The organism is Streptomyces sp. NPDC013317 (assembly GCF_055563155.1).
Map to the genome: position 1 here is coordinate 73633 of NZ_JBVHDX010000018.1, position 24291 is coordinate 97923.

Genomic DNA, 24291 nt, shown 5'->3' on the forward strand with positions numbered 1-24291 from the left:
CGCGGGGTCAGGCGGGGTGGGGGGCCGGCACCGGCGGAGTGGGCTTCCTCCTGGTTGCTCGCAGGGCCAGGAACACGAGCACTCCGAAGGGGGAGAGCAGGATCGTCAGGACCAGCAGAGGGCCCATCAGGAGAGGCGAGATGCCGCGCAGGCGGGCCTCTCGGTACATCCACTGGCCGACCAGCAGATCCCAGGCGATCACCTGGGCCCAGACCGCCGCGGCCCCGTTCGCCAGGGCGGTGAGTTCCCGGAAGCGGTCGAGGTCCGGGCTGCTGACCGCCGCCCACAGCTCGGGGAGGACCGGGAGCGCCAGGGCGAGATACACCGCGAGGATCGGTACGACGGTCAGCGGCGAGGCCGCGATCCGCTCGGTCCAGTGCCAGCGTGGGGCGAAGATCATGAGCAGCCAGACGGGGGCGGCGAGGTAGAAGCTGAGCTCGAAGAGGAAGCCGGTCATGAGGCGAACTCCTTGGCGGTCGGGGCGTTCACGGTGTGGTCGGTGGTGCGCAGGGCGGCCCACGTGGCTCCCGCGCCGAGGAGGGCGATCGCGCCGGCCGCCGCGAGGGTGGCGCCGTCCGGGTCGAGCAGCGCCTGACCGCGCAACGCCTGCCAGGTGACGAGGGCGAAGAGTGCCGCGTACGTCCCCGAGGCCACGAACGTCAGCCGCAGACGTACCCGTTCGTCGCGCAGCCGCGCGAACCGCGGGGCGAGCGTGACGAGCAGGAGCAGCACGAGCGGGATCGCCTGAAGGGCGTGCATCCCGAAGAAGTGGGCGATGCGCAGATCACCGCCCGTGGTGGACCAGCCGGTCAGGGCCATGGAGGGGCCGCCGTCCGGCACGCCGACGCTGTGCGCGCCCACGATGCCCGCGTCGTCCCCGACCGCGAGCTGTTCGGGCGTGGGCCGCGTCATGACGAACCCGATCGCGGCTCCCGTCAGGGCGATCAGGGAGGCGAGCCGTACCGCCCAGGCGGTGGCGCGGTCCAGGATCCGGGCGCGCAGCAGCAGGATCGCGATGACCAGCGCGGCGAGCCACAGGAGGGCGACGGTGGCGCCCATGACCTGGAAGACGGCGGAGTCGAAGGACGTCTCGTGGTTGAAGTGGCTCTGCCGCCCGCGGATCACCTGCGTCGTGATCAGCACCATCTCGACGAGACTCGTCACGGCCACCGCCGTGCCCGCCCACCAGCCGACCCGGCGGCCCCGGGGGAGCAGGGTGAGCATCCAGGCGAGTGTCGTGCAGTAGGCGACGAACGACACCGCGAACTTGAACGGCTTCGTCCAGATCGGCACGCCGACCAGGACCCGGTCGTCGAAGAGCACGCCGCCGAAGGCGACCAGGGCGAGTAACGCCATCGACGCGGAGAACCAGACCAGAGGCCGGTGGAGCTCGCGCACACGCGGAAAGGATGAGGACATGGGTACCCCCGTTGCGATACGGATAGCGTAACTCACTGCTATCTGATAGCGACACTATCTAGGATGGAGGGGTCGCTCGGCAAGTCCGGAGCGAGACGGGAAAGGTGAACGCAGAGTGCGCATCGGAGAATTGAGTCGCCGCACCGGGGTGTCGGTACCGACGATCAAGTACTACCTACGGGAAGGGCTGCTGCCGGCCGGGGAGCTGACGAGCCCCAACCAGGCCTCGTACGACGAGACGCACGAGCGGCGCCTTCGCCTGATCCGAGCGCTTCTGGATGTCGGCGGACTGTCGATCGCCGGGATCCGTGAGGTGCTCGCGGCGATCGAGGACCGGGAACGGCCCGTGCACAAGATGCTGGGCGCGGCGGCCGACCGCGTCGTGCCGCGCTACACGGAGGAGCCGGGCGAAGGCGTCGTCCTGGCCCGGAAGGCCGTCGCCGACCTGATCGCCCGGCGCGGCTGGAGCACGTCCCCGGAGAGCCCGGCGGCGGAGGCGCTCGCCGTCGCCCTGGCGGCGCTGACGGAGGTCGGCCACGGAGGCTTCGCCCAGGTGCTCGACGCGTACGCGGAGGCCGCGGAGCAGGTGGCCCGCGCGGACCTCGAGTACGTCGCGGGCAACGTGGAGCGGGAGGAGCTCGTGGAGAGCGTCGTGGTGGGGACGGTGCTGGGGGACGCGATGTTCGCGGCGCTGCGGAGGCTGGCGCACGTGGACGCGTCGGGAAAGGTCTTCGGCACGGGTGGGTGACCGCGCACCGTGAGGGTGCCGGGCGCTTCGGCGCCTGGCACCTCGCCCCGGCGGGCCGGCCAGGCGGACGTCCGCCCGGCCGGCTCGCGGTCAGTTCTCCTGCTCGCGTTCCACCTGGTCGTTCCACTCGCGCTTGATCGCGCGCCAGGCCTCGTCCGTCTTGCCCAGGCGCCAGTAGCCCGAGATGGACAGGCGCTCACGCGCGACCTGGCGGTCCAGGCGCAGATGGCGGCGGAGCTCCTTCACGAAGCCCGCCTCGCCGTGGACGAAGGCGTGGACGTCGCCCGCCGGGAACTCCAGCGCGCGGACCGCCTCCAGCAGGGCCTCGCCCGCCGGGCGGTCGCCCCGGTGCAGCCAGGTCACCTCGACGCCGCCCGCCGTCGCGAACTTCTGCTCCTCCGACGCGTCCGCGACCTCCAGGAACGCGTGGACCGTAGAGCCCTCCGGCAGCCGCTCCAGGGCCACAGCGATCGCCGGCAGCGCACTCTCGTCGCCGACCAGGAGGTGCCAGTCCGCCTCCATGTCCGGCGCGTAGCCGCCGCCCGGGCCGAGGAAGCGGATCGTCTCGCCCGGGACGGCCCGCGCGGCCCACGGTCCGGCCAGCCCCTCGTCGCCGTGGACCACGAAGTCGACGGTCAGCTCGCGGTGGACGGGATCCCAGCTCCGTACCGTGTACGTCCGGGTGGTGGGCCACTGCTCGCGCGGGAACTCCGCGCGGATCCGCTCCATGTCGAACGGCTCGGGGTAGCTCACGCCCTCCGCCGCGAAGAGCAGCTTCACGTAGTGGTCGGTGTACTCGCCCACGGAGAAGGCCTCCAGGCCCTCTCCGCCCAGCACGACCCGCACCATGTGCGGAGTGATCCGCTCCGTGCGCACCACCCGCGCCTCGTGGGCCTGCGGTGCCTTGCGCGCGGGCTGCTCTGCCACGACGGTCTCCCTGACTCGGCGAACTTAGGTATACCTAAGCTAGCATCCCGGGTCGTCGTCGGCCCACCGCGGCTAGCGCGCCAGTACGGGAAGCAGCCGCGAGACCGCCCCGCCCAGGCCCCACCGCGTCACCAGCTCCGCCACCGCCTCGGGGTCGCGCGGCGACGGCGGGAGGACCGGGTCGAACTCCGGCAGCGGAACGTCCCCGGCCACCCGGACCACCGTCGGGGCCACGTCCAGATAGGCCGCCGCCTCCAGGATCCCGCGCCGCTTGGCCGGGGTCAGTTTCGACGTACGGTCCGCGGCCGCCGTGCGCACGCCCGCCAGATCGCCGTACTCCGTGATCAGCTGCGCGGCCGTCTTCTCGCCGATGCCCTTCACCCCGGGCAGCCCGTCGCTCGCGTCGCCGCGCAGCGCCGCGAAGTCGGCGTACTGGTCAGCCCGGACCCCGTACTTCGTACGGATCATCTCGCCGTCGACCAGATCGCAGTCGCCGACGCCCTTGCGCGGGTACAGCACGCGCACGCCCCGCTCGTCGTCCACCAGCTGGAACAGGTCCCGGTCGCCCGTGACGATGTCCACCGGCCCCTTCGCCTGCCCGGCCAGCGTCCCGATGACGTCGTCCGCCTCGTACCCCGCGACCCCGACGCGGGCGATGCCGAGGGCGTCGAGGACGGCCTCGATCACCGGCACCTGCGGGGCCAGGGTGTCCGGGACCTCCTCCTCGTCCGGCCCGGTCTCCGTCACCACGGCGACCCGGTGCGCCTTGTACGAGGGGATCAGGTCCACCCTCCACTGCGGGCGCCAGTCGGCGTCCATGCAGGCGACCAGGTCGTCGGGGTGGTGGTCCTGGACGAGCCGGGTGATGAAGTCGAGGAGGCCGCGCACGGCGTTGACGGGCGTGCCGTCCGGAGCCCGGACCGAGTCCGGCACACCGAAGTACGCGCGGAAGTACAGAGAGGCGGTGTCGAGGAGCATCAGGCGTCGGGTCACACCCCGATCATGCCGCACCCCACCGACGGCCATGCCGCACCCCACCGACAGCGGCCCCACGCGACCAGCGGCCTCCCCCGGACCCGTCCCCAGTGACTCCCGTCACCTTCGCGTTTGCGCTGTGGGGCCCCGGGCAGGCGCGGGCCCGGAGCGGACCCGGTCCGGCGGTTCGCACGCGCATCGCCGGACGTCACGGGAGTCGCGGGCCGATACCGCCCCGCTCCACGGCCCGGGTGCGGGGGCAGTGGGTCCCCGAGGACGACGTCCGAGGGGACGGGCCGTTTTCGTTTCGATGCGCGAGGTGTATGTGTCCAGGCTCCAGGCCGATCACCTGTACAAGGTGTTCGGCAGACGACCCGACGAAGCCGTGAGGAAGCTCGCCGACGGCGCGGACCGCGACGAGCTCCGCGCCGACGGCACGACCGCGGCGGTGATCGACGCGTCCTTCGCCGTCGACCCCGGTCAGATCTTCGTGGTGATGGGTCTGTCCGGATCCGGCAAGTCCACTCTCCTGCGCATGCTCAACGGCCTGCTGGAGCCCACCGCGGGCCGCGTGCTGTTCGACGGCAAGGACCTCACCGCGCTCAGCCCCCGCGATCTGCGCACCGTGCGGTCCACGAAGATCAGCATGGTCTTCCAGCACTTCGCCCTCTTCCCGCACCGCAGCGTCCTCGAGAACGCCGCCTACGGCCTGGAGGTCCAGGGCGTCCCGCGCGCCGAGCGCGAGACCCGGGCCGCCGAGGCCCTGGAGATGTGCGGACTCGCCGGCTGGGAGAAGTCCTGGCCCGACGAGCTCTCCGGCGGCATGCAGCAGCGCGTGGGCCTCGCCCGCGCGCTCGCCACAGACGCCGACCTGCTCCTCATGGACGAGTCGTTCAGCGCCCTCGACCCGCTGATCCGCCGCGACATGCAGGACCAGCTCCTCGAACTGCAGAAGCGGCTGAAGAAGACCATCGTCTTCATCACCCACGACCTCAACGAGGCCATGCGCCTCGGCGACCGCATCGCGGTGATGCGCGACGGCCGGATCGTCCAGCTCGGCAGCGCCGAGGACATCCTGATCCGTCCCGCCAACGACTACGTCGCCTCCTTCATCCAGGACGTCGACCGCTCGCGCGTCCTCACGGCCGCCGCCGTGATGACCGAGCCCGAGCACCCGCGGCCCGACGGCTGCGACTGCGAGACCGTCGGCCCGGACACCCCCGTCGCCGAGCTGTGCGCCGTCAGCGCCCGCGTCCCGCACGCGGTGGCCGTCAAGGACGCCGACGGCACCGTCCTCGGTGTCGTACCGCAGTCCCGTCTGATCGGCTTCATCGGGGACGAGCAGCGCCCGCCCGTTGCCTGCATCACCGGCGAGAAGGAGGTGGCCACCCATGCCTAGGCTCCCTCTCGGCCAGTGGGTCGACAGCTCCGTCGACTGGCTCCAGGTCCAGCTCTCCTGGCTCTTCGACGCCATCACCACCGTCGTCACCGGTCTCTACGACGGAATCGACGCGGTCCTCTCCGCGCCCGAGCCCCTGCTGTTCGCCGGCATGCTCGCCGTCGTCGCCTGGTGGCTGCGCGGGCTCACCGCCGGTGCGCTCGCCTTCGCGGGCTTCGCGCTCGTCGACTCCGTCGAGCTGTGGGACGACGCCATGTCGACCCTCTCGCTGGTGCTCGTCGCCACCCTCGTGACCCTCGTGATCGCCGTACCGCTCGGCATCTGGGCGGCCCGCTCCACGACCGTCAGCGCCGTCCTGCGCCCGGTCCTGGACTTCATGCAGACCATGCCCGCCATGGTCTACCTGATCCCCGGCATCATCTTCTTCGGCGTCGGCGTGGTCCCCGGCATCATCGCCACCATCGTCTTCGCCCTGCCGCCCGGCGTCCGGATGACCGAACTCGGCATCCGCCAGGTCGACGGCGAACTCGTCGAGGCGGCCGAGGCGTTCGGCACGACCCCGCGCAACACGCTGCTCCGCGTGCAGCTGCCGCTCGCCCTGCCCACGATCATGGCCGGCATCAACCAGGTCATCATGCTCGGCCTGTCCATGGTCGTCATCGCCGGCATGGTCGGCGGCGGCGGGCTCGGCGGCGCGGTCTACCGCGCCATCGGCAACGTCGACATCGGCCTCGGCTTCGAGGCCGGCATCTCCATCGTCATCCTCGCCATGTACCTCGACCGGATGACCGGCGCGCTGGGCCGCCAGGTCTCGCCGCTCGGCCGCCGGGCGCTCGCCAAGGCGCGGGCCGTGAGCGCCGCGCGCGCCGGCGCGAAGCTCTGGGGCCACCGCCCGCAGCCCGTCACCGCGCTCGTGGGCGTGGTCGTCCTCGCGCTCGTCGCGGGCGGCATGGGCTTCCTCGGCGGCGGCGCCGCGTCGACCACGGCCGGCGGCAAGGACATCGGCCACGGCAAGAAGATCACCATGGGCTACATCCCGTGGGACGAGGGCATCGCCTCCACCTTCCTCTGGAAGGAACTGCTCGAACGGCGCGGCTACGAGGTCGACGCCAAGCAGCTGGAGGCCGGCGCGCTCTACACCGGCATGGCGGGCGGTCAGATCGACTTCGAGACCGACTCCTGGCTCCCGGTCACGCACGCCCAGTACTGGGAGAAGTACCAGAACAAGCTGGAGGACCTCGGCTCCTGGTACGGCCCGACCTCGCTGGAGCTGTCCGTGCCGTCCTACATGAAGGGCATCGACTCGCTCGACGACCTCAAGGGCAGGAGCGGCCAGTTCAAGGGCCGGATCGTCGGCATCGAGCCGAGCGCCGGAATGATGGGCATCCTCAAGGACAAGGTCCTCGACGCCTACGGCCTCAAGGGCGAGTACAAGGTCGTCGACGGTTCCACGCCCGGCATGCTCGCCGAGCTGAAGCGCGCGTACGACAAGAAGGAACCGGTCGTCGTGACGCTCTGGTCGCCGCACTGGGCCTACTCGTCGTACGACCTGAAGAAGCTCAAGGACCCGCAGGGGACCTGGGGCAAGGGCGACGGCGTCCACACCCTCGCCCGTAAGGGTTTCACCGCCGACAACCCCGAGGTCGGTGCCTGGCTGAAGAACTTCAAGATGACCGAGAAGCAGCTCACGGATCTCGAAGCCGCCATCCAGGAGACCGGCAAGGGCAAGGAGCAGGAGGCCGTCCGCGGCTGGCTGGACAAGAACCCCGGCCTCGCCGAGAAGCTGGCTCCGCAGTAGAGCCGGAGGGGCCGTAGCGGGAATTCCGGCTCCCGAACGCACAGGGGTGGTCGCCGAACGTGTTCGGCGGCCACCCCTTTTCGCCACGACGCGAAACCCCGCGCCAAAGCTGCGTAAGGTTCAGGTAACCGACCAGTACGCGGCACCGAGGCACGGGAGGGAGCGGACGTGGACGAGAAGGACTCACCACGCGTGGGCGCGGCCGTCAAGAAGCGCCGCAGGGCCCTCCAGCTGACCCTGGCCGTCGTGGCCAAGCGCAGCGGACTGTCCGTGCCCTTCCTCAGCCAGATCGAGAACGAGCGGGCTCGCCCCAGCGACCGCTCCCTCGCCCTCGTCGCCGTCGCCCTGGAGACCACGGCCGCCGACCTCCTCGCCGCCGCCGAGGCGGCCCGCACCGTCGACGTCGTCCGGGCCGACGAGCACCCCCACGCCATGCCCCCCGGCGTACGGTCCCTGGTCCGCGGCCGGCACCAGCTGCACGCGCTGGAGTTCACCGGCGAGCGGGACGCGGGCCGTGAATTCCAGCACCGCAACGACGAGTTGCTGTTCGTCGCCGACGGCTCCGCCGAGGTCGAGGCCGAAGGCCGGGCGTACCGGCTCGAGCGCGGCGACACGCTCTACCTCTCCGGAGGCGTACGGCACCGCTGGCGCGCCACCGAGCCCGGCACCCGCCTCGTCGTCGTCGCCGTCGCCGAGCACATCGAGGCCGAGGACACATGAGCCCGGCGGCCCGTGTCGTCTCCCTCGTCCCCTCGCTGACCGAAGCCGTCGCCGTCACCGCGCCCGGCCTGCTCGTCGGCGCCACCGACTGGTGCAGCCACCCGCCGGACCTCGACGTCGTACGGATCGGTGGCACCAAGAACCCCGACGTCGCGGCCGTCGCCGCGCTCCGCCCCGACCTGGTGATCGCCAACGAGGAGGAGAACCGCGCCCCCGACCTGGCCGCCCTGCGCGCCGCCGGGATCGAGGTCCTGGTCACCGAGGTCCGTACGCTGGACCAGGCGTTCGCCGAGCTGGACCGCGTGCTGCGGGCCTGTGGCGTCCCCGGCCGGCCGCGCTGGCTGGACGAGGCGGAGGAGGCGTGGGCGGCCGTCGAGGTGTCCGGCCCGCCGCTGACAGCCGTCGTGCCGATCTGGCGCCGGCCCTGGATGGTCCTCGGCCGGGACACCTTCGCCGGCGACCTGCTCGCCCGTCTCGGCGTACGGCAGGTGTACGCGGCCCATTCCGAGCGCTACCCGCGCGTCCCGCTCGACGAGATCCGGTCGGCGGGCGCCGAGCTGGTGGTCCTGCCGGACGAGCCGTACCGCTTCACACGCGACGACGGCCCCGAGGCGTTCCCCGAGACCGCCGCCGCACTCGTCAGCGGACGTCATCTCACCTGGTACGGGCCGTCACTGGCCGAGGCGCCACGGGTCCTCGCCCGGGAGCTGCGAGCAGCGCACCGCTGAACAGCCCGCGCAGGGTGTGGAATCCGGCCACCAGCCAGGCCGCGACGAGGAAGACGTACAGCGCGATCGCGAGCCAGCCGTAGACGGCGAGGCCCGTGTGCCGGGCGAGCCCCTCCGCGCCCGTCACGCAGGTGCCGACCGGGAAGGTGAAGGCCCACCAGGTCATCGCGAACCCCATGCCCCGGCGGCGGGCCCGCAGCACCATCGCGCCGGCCAGCGCCAGCCACAGCAGGGCGAAGCCCATGACGGGGACCCCGTAGAGGACGGCGAAGGCGGCGAAGCCGTGCGCGTACGGAGCGGGCAGCACGCCCGGCGCGACGTCGGCGAAGTTGTCAGCGGCGGTGGTCGACTGGCCCAGCGGTCCGAGGACCAGGAAGAGCGTCGGGGTGAGCGCGAGGGGCGGCGGGCCGCCGGTGACCAGGCGGCCGAAGAGCAGCGGCAGCATGACGAGCGTCGCCAGCAGGCTGATGCCGAACATGGCGTAGCAGGCGATCAGGAACGTCTGCTGGGGCTGCCCTGCGGGCAGGTGCGGCAGGAGCAGCGGGCCGACCGCCGCGGAGACCATGGGCGCGACGACGGGCAGCAGCCACACGGGGGAGGCGCCCTCGGTCCTGTGGTGCACCACCATCAGGTACGGGATCGCCACGGCGGTGGCCAGGCCGACCGCCGTGCCGGCGGTGAACAGGACCGTGTCGAGGGCGACCGCCGCGGGGAGGCCGATCCAGTCCCGGCCGACGATCGGCCCACCGGCGCCGACCGCGAGCAGCGCCATCGCCAGACAGCCGTAGAACGGGGCCACGGCCGGGTCCATCAGGTGCTCCCTGGCCCGGTCGCGGTGGTGGATCCAGTGCGCGGCACGGGCCGTGAGCAGGGTGAGCAGCATCGCGGCGGACAGGACCCACACGGCCGTGCAGGCGGTCCGCAGACCGGGGACGTGCACGGGGAGCGTCGCTCCCGCGTTGGCGACGATGGCGGTGCCCATCACCGAGGCGTACCAGTTGGGGCCGAGGTGACGGACCGTGGCCGCCCGTACGCCGGGGGTGGTGGCGAGGGGGGCCGGAAGCGAAGGTGCGAGTGTTGCCATGGCCCCAGATTCGCGCGGCGGTGCGGGCCCGACCAGGGATCTTGGCGCTATGACGTCATAAGCTGCCTTTATGAGCAGTGAGACGAGCCGGCCCGCACCCCTGGCCCACCGGGTCCCCGACCTCGGCGCGCTCGAACTGCTCCTGGCCGTCGCCCGCCACGGCAGTCTGGGGCGGGCCGCCCGCGAGGTGGGCATCACCCAGCCCGCGGCGAGCAGCCGGATCCGCTCGATGGAACGGCAGCTCGGGGTCGCCCTGGTGGACCGTTCGCCGCGCGGGTCACGGCTGACGGACGCGGGGGCGCTGGTCACGGACTGGGCGCGGCGGATCGTCGAGGCGGCGGAGGCCTTCGACGCGGGGGCGCAGGCGCTTCGGGGTCGGCGGGACTCGCGGCTGCGGGTGGCCGCGTCGATGACGATCGCCGAGTACCTGTTGCCCGGCTGGCTGATCGCGCTGCGCGGGGACCGGCCGGACACGGCGGTGTCGCTGATGGCGGGGAACTCGGCGGCGGTCGCGGAGCGGCTGCTCGCGGACGAGGCGGACCTGGGGTTCGTGGAGGGGCTCGCCGTGCCCGAGGGCCTGGACGGGGCGGTCGTCGCCCGCGACCGGCTCGTCGTGGTCGCCGCGCCCTCCCACGTGTGGGCCCGCCGCCGCAGGCCGCTCGACCCGGGGGAGCTGGCCGCGACCCCGCTGATCCTGCGCGAACGGGGGTCGGGGACCCGCCAGGTGCTCGACTCCGCGCTCTCCGCGCACGGCGGCCTCGCACAGCCGCTGCTCGAACTCGCCTCCACCACGGCCGTGAAGGCGGCGGCGGTCAGCGGCGCCGGACCGGCCGTGCTGAGCGAACTGGCCATCGCGGAGGAGCTGGCTTCCCGCCGTCTGGTCGAGGTCCCGGTGGAGGGCGTCCTGCTCCGCCGCGACCTCCGCGCGGTCTGGCCCACGGGCCACCGCCCCACGGGCCCGGCCCGCGACCTCCTGTCCCTGACGAGGGCGACGCCGACGCCGACGGCGTGAGGACGAGGGCCCGGGGTCGCGAGGGCCCGGGGGTCTCAGCCCGCCGCCGTGATCAGGCCCCGCATGACGCGGAGGTCCTCGCCCATCTCCGGGTGCCACTGGACGCCCAGGGCCCAGGTCGGGTCCGGGAGCTCGATCGCCTCGACCGTGCCGTCCTCCGCGTACGCCGAGGGGGACAGGCCCTCGCCGAGGCGGTCCACCGCCTGGTGGTGGTAGGTCGGCACCGAGGCCGTCTCCGGGACCAGGGAGGCGTACCGCGTCAGCGGGACCGGCTTCACCGTGTGCCGGCCGATCACGCCGACCCCCTCCGTATGGCCGTCCAGGTGCTGGACGAGCGTGCCGCCGAGCGCCACGTTCAGCAGCTGCATGCCCCGGCAGATGCCCAGCACCGGCGTGCCGGCGGCGAGCGCCGCCTCGATCAGGGCCAGCTCCCACGCGTCCCTGGCCCGGGCCGGTGGGCCGGTACGGGGGTCGGGCTCGGCCCCGTACCGTACCGGCTCGACATCCGCCCCGCCCGCGACCACCAGACCGTCGATCCGCGCCACCACCGACGCGGCGGCGGACGGGTCGTCCGGCGGGAGCATCGTCGCGAGGCCGCCGCTCGCCTGCACCAGGCGCGGGTAGCGCGCCGGCAGCAGCGCCGCGGGCATCTCCCACACGCCCCAACGGGCCTGGTCCAGATAGGTCGTCACGCCGATGAGCGGCTTGGACACGGATTCTCCTCCTGAAGGAACGACGGTGGTCAGTCGCGTTCGAGCTCGGCCTCGGCCGCCGCGAGCGCCGCGAACTCCTCCTCCGGCGCCTTGGCCACCAGGTGCTTCCGACTGTAGAACGCGAAGTAGGCGAGGGCGATCGCGTACACCCCGAGCGCCATGAACGCGGCGTCCTTGTCGACGAGGAACGTGGCCACCAGCGCCGACAGGGCCAGGACGAACGCAACGGACGAGGTCACGACGCCGCCGGGGGTCCGGTACGGCCGCGGCAGCTGCGGCTCGCGGCGCCGCAGCACGATGTGCGAGAGCGCCATGAGGGCGTACGAGATGGTCGCGCCGAACACCGCGATGTTCAGCATCCGCGCGCCGTTCCCCGTCCCCGCCGCCAGCGCGAAGCCGATCGCGCCGGGGATGAGCAGCCCCAGGTAGGGCGACTTGCGGCGGCTGGTCAGCGAGAGGAAGCGCGGGAGGTAGCCCGCCCGGGAGAGTGCGAAGAGCTGGCGCGAGCCCGCGTAGATCAGCGAGAAGAACGAGGCGACGAGTCCGGCGAGGCCCGCGTAGTTCACGAACCGGCTGAGCGCCGTCGGGTCCCCGTCGCCCTGCAGCGCCACGACCAGCGGGTTCCCCGCCTCCTGGATCGCGGCCGAGCCCCGCGCCCCGGTCGAGGCGACGAACGTCATCACGGCGAGCAGCACCAGGATGCCCATCGAGATCGCGAGCGCCCTGGGCATGGAGCGGACCGGGTCCTTGGCCTCCTCGGCGGCGAGCGGCACGCCCTCGACGCCGAGGAAGAACCACATGCCGAAGGGGAACGCGGCCCAGATCCCGAGGAGTCCGTACGGCAGCCAGGAGCTGGAACCGAGGGCCCCGGTGTCGGCGGGGATGTCGTTCAGCCCGTCGACATGGAAGTCGCTGAGCGCGCCCAGCGCGAAGATGACCAGGGCCGCGACCGCGATCGCCGTCACGATCAGGCTGAACCGGAGCGCTTCGCCCACGCCCCAGAGGTGGATGCCGATGAAGATCACGAAGCAGGCGAGATAGACCGGCCAGCCGGACTCCAGGCCGAAGAGGCCGAGCGATTCGACGTAGTCGCCGATGAAGATGGAGATCGCGGCGGGGGCGAGGATGTACTCGATGAGGATCGCGGTGCCGGTGAGGAAGCCGCCCCAGGTGCCGAGCGCCCGGCGCGCGAAGCCGTAACCGCCGCCCGCAGTGGGCAGGATGGCGGAGAGCTCGGCGAGCGCGAAGACGAGACAGGCGTACATCGCGCCCATCAGGACGGTCGCGATCGCCAGTCCGCCGAAGCCGCCCTTGGAGAGGCCGATGTTCCAGCCGGAGAAGTCGCCGGAGACGACGTAGGCGACGCCGAGGCCCGTGAGCAGCAGCCAGCCGGCGCTGCCGCGGCGCAGCGTCCGGCGTTCGAGGTAGTCGTCCGGTGCTGTCGTGTTCCCGGTGGTGTCTTCGAGCGTCATGGCAGCGTCAGCTCCCGCGTCGGGCCCAATGGATTGGTGCCATACCTTTGCGCCGCCCCGGCGGGAACGCAACCCCCGTGCGTTACTTTCGGGTTACGCGGGCTTCTCTCTCCGGGCTCGGCTCACCTCCGGGCGCCCGCGGGCGCCCTTAGGCTCGCTCGCCGTGCCGGCGTGCGTGCCCTCATGTGCCGGCGTGCGTGCCCTCACGTCAGGAAGCCGCGCAGCAGGGCCGCCGTGCCCCCGCAGTGTTCGCGCATCACCTCGCGGGCCCCGTCCGCGTCCCCGTCCAGGACCGCCTCCACCAGGGCCGTGTGCTGGTGCTGGGAGTGCTCCAGGTTCCGTACGAGCAGCGGGATGCAGTCCAGGAGGTCGTTCACCGTCGCCCGCACGGCGGCGTACTGCGCCGTGAGCGTCGGGGAGCCGGAGAGCTCGGCCAGCGTGAGGTGGAGCAGTGTGTCCTGGCGCCGGTAGTCGTCCAGCGTGGCGTCGTGCGTGGCCGCGAGCGCCGTACGGAGCCGGTCCGCGCCCTCGTCGTCCAGGCCGTGCGCCGCGCACAGCCCGGCCGCGCCGACCTCCAGGACCTCCCGGAACCGCAGGGTGTCCTCCACGTCGACGGAGGCGATCCGGCGCCGCAGCTCGCCCTCGTCGGCCGTCTGCGGCCGGTGCAGCACGAACGTCCCGCCGTACCGCCCGCGCCGGCTCTCCACGAGCCCCTGCTCCTGGAGGACCTTCAGCACCTCGCGCAGGGTGACCCGGCTGATCCCCATGCGGTCGGCAAGCTCCCGCTCGGCGGGCAGCCGGCCGCCGCCGGGGACGAGGCCGAGCCGTACCACCTGGAGGATCTGCTCCAGCGCCTCCTCGAAGCCGTTGCCCGCCCGGACCGGCCGCAGCACGGGCGTGAGGCGGTCAACCTGCGGGGCGGGCGATTCACTCGTACTGGACACGTTCCCGTTTCCCCTTCCCAAGCAATGGTCTTCGGCAATACCTTATGGCTTCCGGCTGACCCAAGGAGGAGTACATCCCGTGGCAGACCGCAAAGCCCCGCTCTCCGTCGAGGAGCTGCGCTCCCTCGTCGCCAGCGGTGAGATCGACACGGTCGTCCTCGCCTTTCCCGACATGCAGGGACGGCTCCAGGGCAAGCGGTTCGCCGCACCGTTCTTCCTCGACGACGTCCTCGAACACGGCACCGAGGGCTGCAACTATCTTCTGGCCGTCGACGCCGACATGAACACGGTCGACGGTTACGCGATGTCCTCCTGGGACCGCGGCTACGGCGACTTCGCCATGCGCCCCGACCTCTCCACCCTGCGGCGCGTGCCGTGGAACGAGGGTACGGCCATGCTCGTCGCCGACCTCGCCTGGAGCGACGGCTCGCCCGTCGTCGCCGCGCCCCGCCAGATCCTCCGCCGCCAGCTGGAACGGCTCGCCGAACACGGCTACACCGCCCACGTCGGCACGGAGCTCGAGTTCATCGTCTTCAAGGACACCTACGAGCAGGCCTGGGACGCGAACTACCGCGGCCTGACCCCGGTCAACCAGTACAACGTCGACTACTCGGTCCTCGGCACCGGTCGCGTCGAGCCCCTCCTGCGGCGAATCCGCAACGAGATGGCCGGTGCGGGCCTGACCGTCGAGTCCGCCAAGGGCGAGTGCAACCCGGGCCAGCACGAGATCGCCTTCAAGTACGACGAGGCGCTCGTCACCTGCGACCAGCACGCCGTCTACAAGACGGGCGCCAAGGAGATCGCCGCCCAGGAGGGCGTCTCGCTCACCTTCATGGCGAAGTACAACGAGCGCGAGGGCAACTCCTGCCACATCCACCTCTCCCTCCAGGACGCCGACGGGCGCAACGTCATGGCCGGCGACGGACCCGCCGGCATGTCGGAGATCATGCGCCACTTCCTGGCCGGCCAGCTCGCCGCCCTGCGTGACTTCTCCCTCCTCTACGCCCCCAACATCAACTCCTACAAGCGCTTCCAGCCCGGCTCCTTCGCCCCCACCGCGGTCGCCTGGGGCGTCGACAACCGCACCTGTTCCCTGCGCGTCGTCGGCCACGGCCGCTCGATGCGCTTCGAGAACCGCCTCCCCGGCGGGGACGTCAACCCCCACCTCGCCGTCGCGGGCCTGGTCGCCGCCGGTCTGTACGGCATCGAGCAGGGGCTCGAACTGCCCGCCGCCTGCGACGGGAACGCCTACACCGCCGACCACGCCCACGTCCCCACCACCCTGCGCGAGGCCGCCGAGCTCTGGGAGACCAGTCCCATCGCCAAGGCCGCCTTCGGCGACGAGGTCGTCGCGCACTACCGCAACATGGCCCGCGTCGAACTGGACGCGTACGACGCCGCGGTGACCGACTGGGAGCTGCGCCGCTCCTTCGAACGCATGTGAGGAACGAGTTGCCGCACGAACTGCTAGTCCTGAACCCGGCGACCGAGGAGGTCGTCGCCACCGTCCCCGCCGCCACGCCGGAGGACGTCGACGCCGCCGTCGTACGGGCGACGGAGGCCCAGCGCGGCTGGGCAGCCGCCGCCCCCGCCGACCGCGCCCGGCTGCTGCGCCGGTTCGCCGCCGTCGTCGACGCCCACACCGAGGAACTGGCCCTCCTCGAAGTCCGCCAGGCCGGCCACACCCTCGGCAACGCCCGCTGGGAGGCGGGCAACGTCCGCGACCTGCTCGACTACGCGGCCGGCGGAGTGGAGCGGCTGAGCGGCCGGCAGATCCCCGTCGCCGGCGGACTCGACGTCACCATCCTCGAACCCCTCGGCGTCGTCGGCGTGATCGCGCCCTGGAACTTCCCCATGCCGATCGCCGCCTGGGCCACCGCCCCGGCCCTCGCCGCCGGCAACGCGGTGATCCTCAAGCCCGCCGAGACCACCCCGCTCACCGCGCTCCGGCTCGCCGAACTCGCCCTGGAGGCCGGAATCCCCGAGGGCCTCTTCCAGGTCCTCCCCGGCGAGGGTGCCGTCGCCGGCAACGCGCTCGTCGAACACCCCGGCATCGCCAAGATCGTCTTCACCGGCTCGACACGGGTCGGCAGGAGCATCATGGCGAAGTGCGCCGACCAGGTGAAGCGGGTGACGCTCGAACTCGGCGGCAAGAGCCCCAACATCGTCTTCGCCGACGCGGACATCGAGGCCGCCGCCGCGGCCGCTCCGATGTCCTTCCTCGACAACAGCGGCCAGGACTGCTGCGCCCGGACCCGCATCCTCGTCCAGCGCGGCGTGTACGACCGCTTCCTGGAGCTCCTCACCCCCGCCGTCGAGGAGATCGTCGTCGGCGACCCGGCCGACGAGAGGACCCAGATGGGCCCGCTGATCTCCAGGGCCCAGCTGGAGCGCGTACGGGCGTACGTCCCCGACACCCTCCCCGGCATCCGCGGCAAGGCGCCCGAGGGCCCCGGCTTCTGGTTCCCGCCGACCGTCCTCACCGACGTCGCCGAGGACGCCCCCTGCGCCGTCGAGGAGGTCTTCGGGCCGGTCGCCGTCGTCCTGCCCTTCGAGGACGAGGCGGACGCCGTACGGCTCGCCAACGCCACCGACTACGGCCTCTCCGGCTCGATCTGGACCCGTGACGTCGGCCGCGCCCTGCGCGTCTCGCGTGCCGTCCGGGCCGGCAACCTCTCCGTCAACTCCCACTCCAGCGTCCGCTACTGGACCCCCTTCGGCGGCTACGGGCAGTCCGGCCTCGGCCGGGAGCTCGGCCCCGACGCACTGACCGCCTTCACCGAAACCAAGAACGTCTTCATCAGCACGGAGGGCCCCGCACTGTGAGCAACGAGAGCAACGACATCATCTGCCGCCGCCTCGTCGGCCGTACCGCCGTCATCACCGGCGCCGGCAGCGGCATCGGCCTGGCCACCGCCCGCCGTCTCGCATCCGAGGGCGCCCACGTCGTCTGCGGCGACATCGACGAGACCGCAGGCAAGGCCGCTGCGGAGGAGGTCGGCGGCACCTTCGTGCGGGTCGACGTCACCGACCCCGAGGAGGTCGAGGCGCTCTTCAGGACCGCGTTCGACACCTACGGCTCCGTCGACATCGCCTTCAACAACGCGGGCATCTCGCCCCCCGACGACGACTCCATCCTCACCACCGGTCTCGAGGCCTGGAAGCGCGTCCAGGACGTCAACCTCACCTCCGTGTACCTGTGCTGCAAGGCCGCCCTGCCCTACATGCAGCGACAGGGCCGCGGCTCCATCATCAACACCGCGTCCTTCGTGGCCGTCATGGGCGCGGCCACCAGCCAGATCTCGTACACCGCCTCCAAGGGCGGGGTGCTCGCCATGTCCCGCGAACTGGGCGTGCAGTTCGCCCGCGAGGGCATCCGGGTCAACGCGCTCTGCCCGGGACCGGTCAACACCCCGCTCCTGCGGGAGCTGTTCGCCAAGGACCCGGAGCGCGCCGCGCGCCGGCTGGTGCACATCCCCGTGGGCCGGTTCGCCGAAGCGGAGGAGATCGCCGCCGCCGTGGCCTTCCTCGCGAGCGACGACTCCTCCTTCGTCAACGCCACCGACTTCCTCGTCGACGGAGGCATCTCGGGCGCGTACGTGACCCCGCTGTAGGGCCGGTCCGGCGGGCCCTAGGCTTGCGGGATGAGCATGACGACGCCTCCCGGCTGGTACCCGGACCCGGCCGTGCCCACCGTCGAACGATGGTGGGACGGAACCACCTGGACGGCACACACCCGGCAGGCCCCTGCCACGTCCCCGGTCGTCCCACCGGCTCCGCCCGCACACGGGGGCGGGCGGAGCCGGGCCGCCGTCCTCGGCGCGGTCGCGGTGACCGTGGTGGCGGCGGTCGTCGCGGGCGTGGTCGTGTTCGGCGGCGACGACCCGGAGGACCCGCCCACGGCGGGCCCGACGGCGGCCACGAGCACCCCCACCGCGACGGCGTCCTCCTCCACCACCGGCGGCGAGTCCGCCGAGGAGGAGGACGAGAACCCCACCCAGGTCGTGGACCAGCTCAACGGCATCACGCTCCCGGTCCTCAAGGGCTGGGAGAAGCCGGAGTACTACTCCGGCCCGGCACCGACGATCACGACCGTCGGCACCTACGCGTGCCACGGGGCCGGTACCAAGCAGTGCCGCCACGGCACCGTCTCCTCGCACACGGTCTCGGGCACCGACGCCTCGACCCCCGAGGCGATCGCCAAGGAGGACATCGGCCTGGCGGCCAAGGAGACCTACGAGGAGGACGTCCTCGGCAGCCTGCCCTACGGGAGGATGGTCTCCCACAAGGTCGTCGCCGCCCGGCCCGCCGCCGTCGCCGGCCGCACGGGCTACCTGGTCCGCTGGCAGGTCACGACCGACAAGGGCCCCGGCGGCTACGTCCAGTCGCTCGCCTTCGCCTCCCCGGCGGGCAGCGAGTCCCCGGTCGTGGTGCGCTTCGTCTTCGACGCGGGCACGGACGGACCGTCGCTCGCCCTCATGGACGAGATCACGCGCGGCATCCGCCCCATCGGCAGCGACACCAACGGGGGAGTGGGCAGCTCGATCACCCCCGGGACGTGACCGGGGGCGGCCCCGACCTCCAGGAGGGACGCCGTCCGGCCGTACCGTTCGGCACCCGGCGCCCGCTGCCGTACGGGACGTCGCCGGGTGCCGTCCAGGCCTAAAGGAACGTGCGGCCCTCGCCCCGGTACGTCGGTACCGTCGCCGTGATCCGGCCGCCCTCGATCAGCTGCAGGCTGTCGAACCGCTCGCACAGCTCACCGGCCTTCGCGTGCCGGAACCACACCTTGTCCCCGATGAGGAGGTCGTCGGCCGCCGAACCGAGCAGCGGCGTCTGGACCTCGCCCGGGCCCTCCTGCGGGTCGTAGCGCAGCCCTTCCGGCAGGTACGGGACGGGCAGCCGGTCCACGCCCGCCGCGCCGGACGCGGGGTAGCCGCCGCCGAGCACGGTCACCACGCCGACGCCGGGGCGGCGCACGACGGGCTGGGCGAAGAGGGCGGCCGGACGGCCGGTGAAGGACGTGTAGTTGTCGAAGAGGCGCGGCACGTAGAGCCCGGAACCGGCGGCGATCTCGGTCACCGCCTCCTCGGCCGCCGTGTGCTGCACACTGCCCGTACCGCCGCCGTTGACGAACTCCAGGTCCGGCGCCACGGCCCGGACCGCGCGCACCACGGCCGCGCGCCGGGACTCCAGCTCCCTGCGGGCGGCCGACTGCATCAGCCGGATCGCCCGGGACCGCAGCGGCCGTCCGGCGACCGCGTCCCCGACCCCGGCCACATGCCCTTCGTACGCCATGATCCCGACCAGCCGGAAGCCGGGCCTGCGGGCGATCGAGCGGGCCAGCTCGGCGAGCTGCGCGGGCTCGCGCAGCGGCGAGCGGAGCGCTCCTATCCGCACCCGGCCGCCCAGCAGCCGGAGCGAGGTGTCCAGCTCGAGGCAGACCCTGATCTCCTCGCCGCCGCCCGCGCGTGCCGCGTCGATCAGGTCCAGCTGCGCCGGGTCGTCGACCATCACCGTCACGGCGCCGGCGAGCTTCGGATCGTTCGCCAGCTCGCCGAACGCGGTCCGGTCGGCGGACGGGTAGGCGAGCAGGACGTCCTCGAACCCGGCGCGCGCCAGCCACAGCGACTCGTCGAGGGTGAACGACATGATCCCCGCGAAGCCCTCGCGCGCCAGGACCCGCTCCAGCAGCGCCCGGCACCGAACGGACTTGCTCGCCACCCGGATCGGCTTGCCGCCGGCCCGCCGTACGAGATCGTCGGCATTGGCGTCGAAGGCCTCCAGGTCGACGATGGCGACGGGCGCGTCGAGGTGGGCGGTGGCCCGGTCGTACCGGGCCCGGTCGGCGGCGCGGGGAGTCATGGCCCGAGCTTGCCAGACGGGTTTACGGGTGGGTAGCCCCTGAGTTCCCGTGCGGAGGGGAACAGCCCGTAGAGTGGCGGGCATTGCGAGGCAGGCACCACGACGGAACGACCAGGGGGCGGGGATGAGCACCGACGCGCACCGGCCCGCCACCCGCACCGGCGAGGCCCTGTTCCCGCCCCCGAAGCCGGCGCCCGGCACGGTGCCGCCGGGGGTCCCCGGCCCCGCCTCGCCGAACCGCGCCCCGGCGGCCGCCGCGCCGGCCTCCACCACGGTCCCCGGCCCGCCCGCGGTCCCCCCGCGCCCGACGGAACCCCCTGCCACGAGGCCCCCCGCGCCGGAACCCCCCAGGCGCCCCGCGGCCGGTGGAACGACCGGCTCCGCCGGGCCCGTGCCGCCCGCGCGCCCCGCCTCCGCGCCCGCGCGCCCCGCAGCACCGCCCGTGCGTCCGGCGCCGTCCGCGGCCGGTGGAACCACCGGCCCGGCCCGTCCCGCGCCGCCCGTGGCCCCGGCTCCCGCGCGCCCCGCGACACCCGCCTCCGCTCCCGCCCGCCCCGCGGCCCCCGCTCGCTCTGCCGACGTACCCGCCGTCGAGACCACCGCGCGGCTGCGGCCGATCCGGGACACGCAGAGCCGGTCGATACCGCCGCGCCCGGTGAGCCCGCCCCCCGCGCGGCCCGCCGCCGCGCCCGCAGCGCGGATGCCGGCGCAGACGTACGGAACGTACGGCGCCTACCGGCCCTCCACCGCGCCGCCCGAGGCCGTCGTCGAGACCACCACCCGCCTCCGGCCCGTCCGAGAGCGCCGCGTCGGCCGGGCCGTCGCGGCCGGGGCCTGCCTCGTCCTCGGTGTCGGCCTCGTCGGCGGCGCCGTCGCCGGAGCCGTCCTCGCCGCCACCGACGCCGGTGCCGCCGAGGAGCCCGAGGGCTACGCCGAGGCCAGGACCCTGTGGCACAGCGTCCCCGTCGACACCCTCTTCCCCCGCACCCTTCCGGGCCCCAAGGAGGGCCCCGGAGCCGCCGACCGCACCTGGACGCGGGTCGTCGTCGCGCCCGACGCCCCCTGCACCTCGGCCGCCCTGCCCAGGAGCGTGCTCACCACCCTGCAGCCCGTCGGCTGCGAACGCGTCCTGCGCGCCACGTACACCGACGCCACCGCCTCCAGCGTCATCACCGTCGGTCTGGTCTTCACCCGGGCCGACCCCACCGCCACCCGCTCGCTCGCCACCGAGTCCGCCGCACGCCTCGGCGCCGACGTGCCCCCGGCACTCTCCGCCCCCGGAACCGTGGCCGCCCGCTTCGGCGCCCCGCAGCGTGCCGGCTGGTGGACCCGGGCACTCACCGACCTCCCGGTCGTCGTCACCGCCGTCTCCGGCTTCGCCGACGGGCGTCCCGTCGCCTCCCCCCAGCCCGCCGACCGCGCCATGGCCGACGGACAGACCAGCCCCGTCGCCCAGTCCGGCCTCGGCCACGAGGCAAAGGGCGTCGCCGACCGGATCGAGAGCACCCTGCGCGCCACGCTCACCACCGCGGCGAAGGACGACGACCGGTGACTCGACCCCGTGCCCTGGCGGCCCTGCTCGCGGCCGCCTTCGCGGTGCTCCCCGCCACCACCACCCCGGCGTACGCCGACACCATCCGCGCCCGCCAGTGGGGCCTCGAAGCCCTGCACACGACCAAGGCCTGGCGCACCACCAAGGGCGAGGGCATCACCGTCGCCGTCCTCGACACCGGGGTCGACGCGGACCATCCCGACCTCGTCGGCTCCGTCCGCGAGGGCAAGGACCTCGTCGGCTTCGGCGCCGTGCGCGGCGACCGGGCGTGGGCCCGGCACGGCACCGCCATGGCCGGCATCATCGCCGGGCACGGCCACGGCCCCGGCCGTCAGGACGGCGTCCTCGGCATCGCGCCGAAGGTCGAGATCCTGCCCGTCCGGGTCATCCTCGAAGGGACGGACAAGGCCCGCGACAAGGCCCGCAAGACCCGCGGCACCGCCCTCGCCGAAGGCATCCGCTGGGCCACCGACAACGGCGCCGACGTCATCAACCTCTCCCTCGGCGACGACTCCAAGTCCGCCCACCCCGACGCGGGGGAGGACGCCGCCGTCCAGTACGCCCTCGCCAAGGGCGTCTCCGTCGTCGCCTCGGCCGGCAACGGCGGCGAGAAGGGCGACCACATCTCGTACCCCGCGGCCTACCCCGGCGTCGTCGCCGTGGCCGCCGTCGACCGGTACGGCACGCACGCCTCGTTCTCCACCAGCCGCTGGTACGCCACCGTCAGCGCCCCCGGCGTCGACATCGTCATCGCCGACCCGGACCGCCGCTACTACGAGGGCTGGGGCACCAGCGCCGCCGCCGCGTTCGTCTCCGGCGCCGTCGCGCTCGTCCGCTCCGCACACCCCGACCTGACGCCCGCCCAGATCAAGCGGCTCCTCATCGACACCGCCCGCAACCGGCCCAAGGACGGCCGCAGCGACGACAAGGGGTACGGCACCGTCGACCCGGCCGCCGCCATCGAGGCCGGCGACCGGCTCAAGGGCGCCGACCCCAAGACCGCCTCCGCCGGCTACCGCGGCCGCTACTTCGGAGCCGGACCGCAGGCCGCCCCCGACGAGGACAGACCGGTCGGCCTGCTCGCCCCCGCCGCCGGCGGTGTCGGGGCGCTCCTGCTCGCCGCCGCGGTCGTCCTGTGGCGCGGCAGCCGCACTACAGGACCGCGCCCACCGCGCTGACCGCGGCCCGCGCCGCCCTCTCCACGCACCGCACGCCCGCGTCCTTCGTGGCGTGACCGTCGGAGACCACCGCCACGAGACAGACCCGCCCGCAGGCCCTCACCCGGCCCACGCTGTTGACGACCCAGAGGCCGGTGGCATCACGGGGGAGCCACCCGTTCTTCACCGCCCCGTCGGTGCCCGCCGCCGGGACACCCCAGGCCTGGTCGGCGGCCACGCCCTCCATCAGCGCGGTGATGTACGTACGGGAGTCCTCGGCCAGCGGCGAGTCCGTGCCGAACACCGCGCGGAGGAGTACCAACCGGTCCGCTGCCGTCGTCTGCGTCAGCCCCCACGCCGTCGCTCCGGTCGTCCGTGTCAGCCCGAACCGCGCGTTGGCGACGTCCAGGCCCTCCGCGCCGCCGATCGCCCGCCACAGCGTGGTCGCCGACGCGTTGTCGCTACGCCGGATCATCGCGGCGGCGGCCGTGCGCTCCGCCGAGGTCGGCTCCCGCCCCTCGTCCTGTGCGCGGAGCAGCAGGGCCGCGAGGATGTCGAGCTTGACGACACTCCCGGTGTCGTACGTCCGGCCCTCGCCGCCGTACGAGGCAGAGCGCCCGGTCTCCAGGTCGAGCACCCCGACCGAGAGGGACGCCCCGCTCGCGGTGAGCACGGGGGCGGCGGCCTCGGCGAGCGCGGCGTCGAGATCCGCTTCCACGGTCACGGTGGTGGTCTCCTCGTGGGTCGGTCGCGCGGCGGGACGGGGCAAGTCTGGGGCGTGGGACGGGCGCGACGCCAGGAGCGGCGGCGGGAACCGCGCCGGGAACTGCCCTGACGCGCCGGGCACCCGCGGGGAAAGCGGCCCGCCGAGGGCGGTTAGGCTCGGTGCGTGGCCCTCAAGAACATCCCTGACCCCGGATTCTCCGACGACGACGGAACCGCCGACCCGCGGCTCACCGAGGCCCTCGCGGCCTGGGCGGCGGACAGGACCGCGCACGGGCCGGTCCTGGAGGCGCTGAAGGACGCGCGGCTGCTGGTCCCCGTGGTCGCCGTCCTCGGCGAGGTGGAAGAGGACCCGGAGACGGGCCTGCGCCGCGAGAAGACCAGCGACATGGCCGTGCCCACGCTCACCGCCGGCGACCGGCGGGCGCTGCCGGCCTTCACCTCCATCGCCTCGCTCGCGCTCTGGGACCCGGAGGCCCGGCCGGTGGCCGTCCCCCTGCACCAGGCACTCCAGGCCGCGGCGCACGAGAAGGCGGACACCCTCGTCCTCGACCTCGCGGGTCCGGTCCCGTACCAGCTGACCGGTCCGGCGCTGCTCGCCCTCGCGGAGGGCCGCACCAGCGCGGACCCGCTGGAGGACCCGGCGGTACGGGAGGCGGTGCGGAACGCGGTCGCAGCCGAGCCCGCGGTCCTGCGCGCCCACCTCGGTCCCGGCAGCGCCGACGGCACCCTGGCCCTCGTGCTGTCGGAGGACGCGGCCCCCGCGGAGGCCGCCCAGCGCGTGGCCCGTGGCCTGGCCGCCGACGAAACACTGAGGGCCCGCCTGGTGCGCGGCCTCGACCTGGCACTCCTGCCGGCCTCGGCCACGCCTCCCGGCGAGCCCTTCTACGTACGCGACGGCGCGTTCTAGCCGTCACAGTCCCGTGGCGGGACCCCCGTACCCCCGCGGGCCGATCGGGTCCTAGCCGTACACCGGACCGGTGGCTGCGGTCTTCCGGGGGGGCGACCCCCGGACCCCCGCGGGCCGGTCGGCTCGGCGTCCCCGGGCGCGGGGT

The 24291-nt window shown here is 73.4% G+C and carries 23 protein-coding genes; 13 read left to right on the top strand and 10 right to left on the bottom strand.

Annotated features, from left to right (window positions below; all coding sequences use genetic code 11):
• Positions 1 to 7: 7 nt before the first annotated feature.
• A complete protein-coding gene (locus ACZ3IJ_RS32700) occupies positions 8 to 457 on the bottom strand; it encodes an ABA4-like family protein (RefSeq protein ID WP_467474207.1) in 450 nt (149 codons plus the stop codon).
• On the bottom strand, positions 454 to 1356 hold the full coding sequence (locus ACZ3IJ_RS32705) for a hypothetical protein (RefSeq protein ID WP_467474341.1): 903 nt from the start codon (positions 1354 to 1356) through the stop codon (positions 454 to 456). The genes ACZ3IJ_RS32700 and ACZ3IJ_RS32705 overlap by 4 nt, the downstream gene beginning before the upstream one ends.
• Before the next feature lie 178 nt (positions 1357 to 1534).
• On the opposite strand from ACZ3IJ_RS32705, the gene ACZ3IJ_RS32710 reads away from it, so the two are divergent.
• Entirely contained in the window at positions 1535 to 2167 is a 633-nt protein-coding gene (locus ACZ3IJ_RS32710; protein ID WP_467474209.1) for a MerR family transcriptional regulator, read from the top strand.
• A gap of 90 nt (positions 2168 to 2257) precedes the next feature.
• On the opposite strand, the gene ACZ3IJ_RS32715 is transcribed toward ACZ3IJ_RS32710, so the two are convergent.
• Positions 2258 to 3094, bottom strand: coding sequence for a siderophore-interacting protein (locus ACZ3IJ_RS32715; RefSeq protein ID WP_467474211.1), 837 nt, complete (start codon positions 3092 to 3094; stop codon positions 2258 to 2260).
• Between the two features lie 72 nt (positions 3095 to 3166).
• Positions 3167 to 4120 carry a 5'-3' exonuclease gene (locus tag ACZ3IJ_RS32720; protein ID WP_467474213.1) on the bottom strand — a complete coding sequence of 318 codons (954 nt, stop codon included), beginning with the start codon at positions 4118 to 4120 and terminating at the stop codon, positions 3167 to 3169.
• Positions 4121 to 4379: 259 nt separating this feature from the next.
• On the opposite strand from ACZ3IJ_RS32720, the gene ACZ3IJ_RS32725 reads away from it, so the two are divergent.
• From ACZ3IJ_RS32725 to ACZ3IJ_RS32740, 4 genes are all read left to right on the top strand, one after another.
• Complete coding sequence (locus ACZ3IJ_RS32725) at positions 4380 to 5468, top strand: quaternary amine ABC transporter ATP-binding protein (RefSeq protein WP_467474216.1); 1089 nt, start codon at positions 4380 to 4382, stop codon at positions 5466 to 5468.
• Positions 5461 to 7266 carry an ABC transporter permease/substrate binding protein gene (locus ACZ3IJ_RS32730; protein ID WP_467474218.1) on the top strand — a complete coding sequence of 602 codons (1806 nt, stop codon included), beginning with the start codon at positions 5461 to 5463 and terminating at the stop codon, positions 7264 to 7266. Before ACZ3IJ_RS32725 ends, ACZ3IJ_RS32730 begins: the two co-directional genes overlap by 8 nt.
• Before the next feature lie 168 nt (positions 7267 to 7434).
• Positions 7435 to 7986 carry a helix-turn-helix domain-containing protein gene (locus ACZ3IJ_RS32735; RefSeq protein ID WP_467474221.1) on the top strand — a complete coding sequence of 184 codons (552 nt, stop codon included), beginning with the start codon at positions 7435 to 7437 and terminating at the stop codon, positions 7984 to 7986.
• Positions 7983 to 8714: a helical backbone metal receptor gene (locus tag ACZ3IJ_RS32740; RefSeq protein ID WP_467474224.1), complete on the top strand. Its 732-nt coding sequence runs from the start codon at positions 7983 to 7985 to the stop codon at positions 8712 to 8714. The genes ACZ3IJ_RS32735 and ACZ3IJ_RS32740 overlap by 4 nt, the downstream gene beginning before the upstream one ends.
• Here ACZ3IJ_RS32740 and ACZ3IJ_RS32745 read toward each other — a convergent pair.
• Complete coding sequence (locus tag ACZ3IJ_RS32745; protein ID WP_467474226.1) at positions 8641 to 9798, bottom strand: TDT family transporter; 1158 nt, start codon at positions 9796 to 9798, stop codon at positions 8641 to 8643. The two genes, ACZ3IJ_RS32740 and ACZ3IJ_RS32745, sit on opposite strands and share 74 nt — an antisense overlap.
• Before the next feature lie 70 nt (positions 9799 to 9868).
• Between ACZ3IJ_RS32745 and ACZ3IJ_RS32750 the strand changes: the two genes are divergently transcribed.
• A complete protein-coding gene (locus ACZ3IJ_RS32750) occupies positions 9869 to 10810 on the top strand; it encodes a LysR family transcriptional regulator (RefSeq protein WP_467474230.1) in 942 nt (313 codons plus the stop codon).
• A 35-nt stretch (positions 10811 to 10845) separates the two neighbouring features.
• Here the strand turns inward: ACZ3IJ_RS32750 and ACZ3IJ_RS32755 are convergent, their stop codons facing one another.
• The 3 genes from ACZ3IJ_RS32755 to ACZ3IJ_RS32765 form a co-directional block, all read right to left on the bottom strand.
• Complete coding sequence (locus ACZ3IJ_RS32755; RefSeq protein WP_467474232.1) at positions 10846 to 11523, bottom strand: gamma-glutamyl-gamma-aminobutyrate hydrolase family protein; 678 nt, start codon at positions 11521 to 11523, stop codon at positions 10846 to 10848.
• Between the two features lie 29 nt (positions 11524 to 11552).
• The gene (gene eat / locus ACZ3IJ_RS32760; RefSeq protein ID WP_467474234.1) at positions 11553 to 12995 is read right to left on the bottom strand and encodes an ethanolamine permease; all 1443 of its coding nucleotides are present in this window, start codon (positions 12993 to 12995) and stop codon (positions 11553 to 11555) included.
• A gap of 203 nt (positions 12996 to 13198) precedes the next feature.
• A complete protein-coding gene (locus ACZ3IJ_RS32765; RefSeq protein WP_467474236.1) occupies positions 13199 to 13939 on the bottom strand; it encodes a FadR/GntR family transcriptional regulator in 741 nt (246 codons plus the stop codon).
• A gap of 79 nt (positions 13940 to 14018) precedes the next feature.
• Here ACZ3IJ_RS32765 and ACZ3IJ_RS32770 point away from each other — a divergent pair, with 79 nt between their 5' ends.
• Genes ACZ3IJ_RS32770 through ACZ3IJ_RS32785 form a run of 4 tightly spaced genes read left to right on the top strand, consistent with a single transcriptional unit; the run spans position 14019 to position 18501 of the window.
• Positions 14019 to 15383, top strand: a complete 1365-nt coding sequence (locus ACZ3IJ_RS32770) for a glutamine synthetase family protein (protein ID WP_467474239.1) — start codon at positions 14019 to 14021, stop codon at positions 15381 to 15383.
• Positions 15384 to 15391: 8 nt separating this feature from the next.
• Positions 15392 to 16765, top strand: coding sequence for an aldehyde dehydrogenase family protein (locus ACZ3IJ_RS32775; RefSeq protein WP_467474241.1), 1374 nt, complete (start codon positions 15392 to 15394; stop codon positions 16763 to 16765).
• Positions 16762 to 17553 (top strand): 3-oxoacyl-ACP reductase, encoded by a 792-nt coding sequence (locus ACZ3IJ_RS32780; protein ID WP_467474244.1) that lies wholly within the window; start codon positions 16762 to 16764, stop codon positions 17551 to 17553. The genes ACZ3IJ_RS32775 and ACZ3IJ_RS32780 overlap by 4 nt, the downstream gene beginning before the upstream one ends.
• 30 nt (positions 17554 to 17583) lie before the next feature.
• Entirely contained in the window at positions 17584 to 18501 is a 918-nt protein-coding gene (locus ACZ3IJ_RS32785) for a DUF2510 domain-containing protein (protein WP_467474246.1), read from the top strand.
• Positions 18502 to 18601: 100 nt separating this feature from the next.
• On the opposite strand, the gene ACZ3IJ_RS32790 is transcribed toward ACZ3IJ_RS32785, so the two are convergent.
• Positions 18602 to 19804, bottom strand: coding sequence for an amino acid deaminase/aldolase (locus tag ACZ3IJ_RS32790; protein ID WP_467474248.1), 1203 nt, complete (start codon positions 19802 to 19804; stop codon positions 18602 to 18604).
• Positions 19805 to 20459: 655 nt separating this feature from the next.
• Here ACZ3IJ_RS32790 and ACZ3IJ_RS32795 point away from each other — a divergent pair.
• Both ACZ3IJ_RS32795 and mycP read left to right on the top strand, forming a co-directional pair.
• Positions 20460 to 21356, top strand: coding sequence for a hypothetical protein (locus ACZ3IJ_RS32795; RefSeq protein WP_467474250.1), 897 nt, complete (start codon positions 20460 to 20462; stop codon positions 21354 to 21356).
• Positions 21353 to 22534: a type VII secretion-associated serine protease mycosin gene (gene mycP / locus ACZ3IJ_RS32800; protein WP_467474252.1), complete on the top strand. Its 1182-nt coding sequence runs from the start codon at positions 21353 to 21355 to the stop codon at positions 22532 to 22534. The genes ACZ3IJ_RS32795 and mycP overlap by 4 nt, the downstream gene beginning before the upstream one ends.
• Here the strand turns inward: mycP and ACZ3IJ_RS32805 are convergent.
• Positions 22509 to 23237: a serine hydrolase gene (locus tag ACZ3IJ_RS32805; protein ID WP_467474254.1), complete on the bottom strand. Its 729-nt coding sequence runs from the start codon at positions 23235 to 23237 to the stop codon at positions 22509 to 22511. The genes mycP and ACZ3IJ_RS32805 overlap by 26 nt on opposite strands.
• Before the next feature lie 165 nt (positions 23238 to 23402).
• Between ACZ3IJ_RS32805 and ACZ3IJ_RS32810 the strand changes: the two genes are divergently transcribed.
• Positions 23403 to 24146, top strand: coding sequence for an SseB family protein (locus tag ACZ3IJ_RS32810; RefSeq protein WP_467474258.1), 744 nt, complete (start codon positions 23403 to 23405; stop codon positions 24144 to 24146).
• Positions 24147 to 24291: the final 145 nt, after the last annotated feature.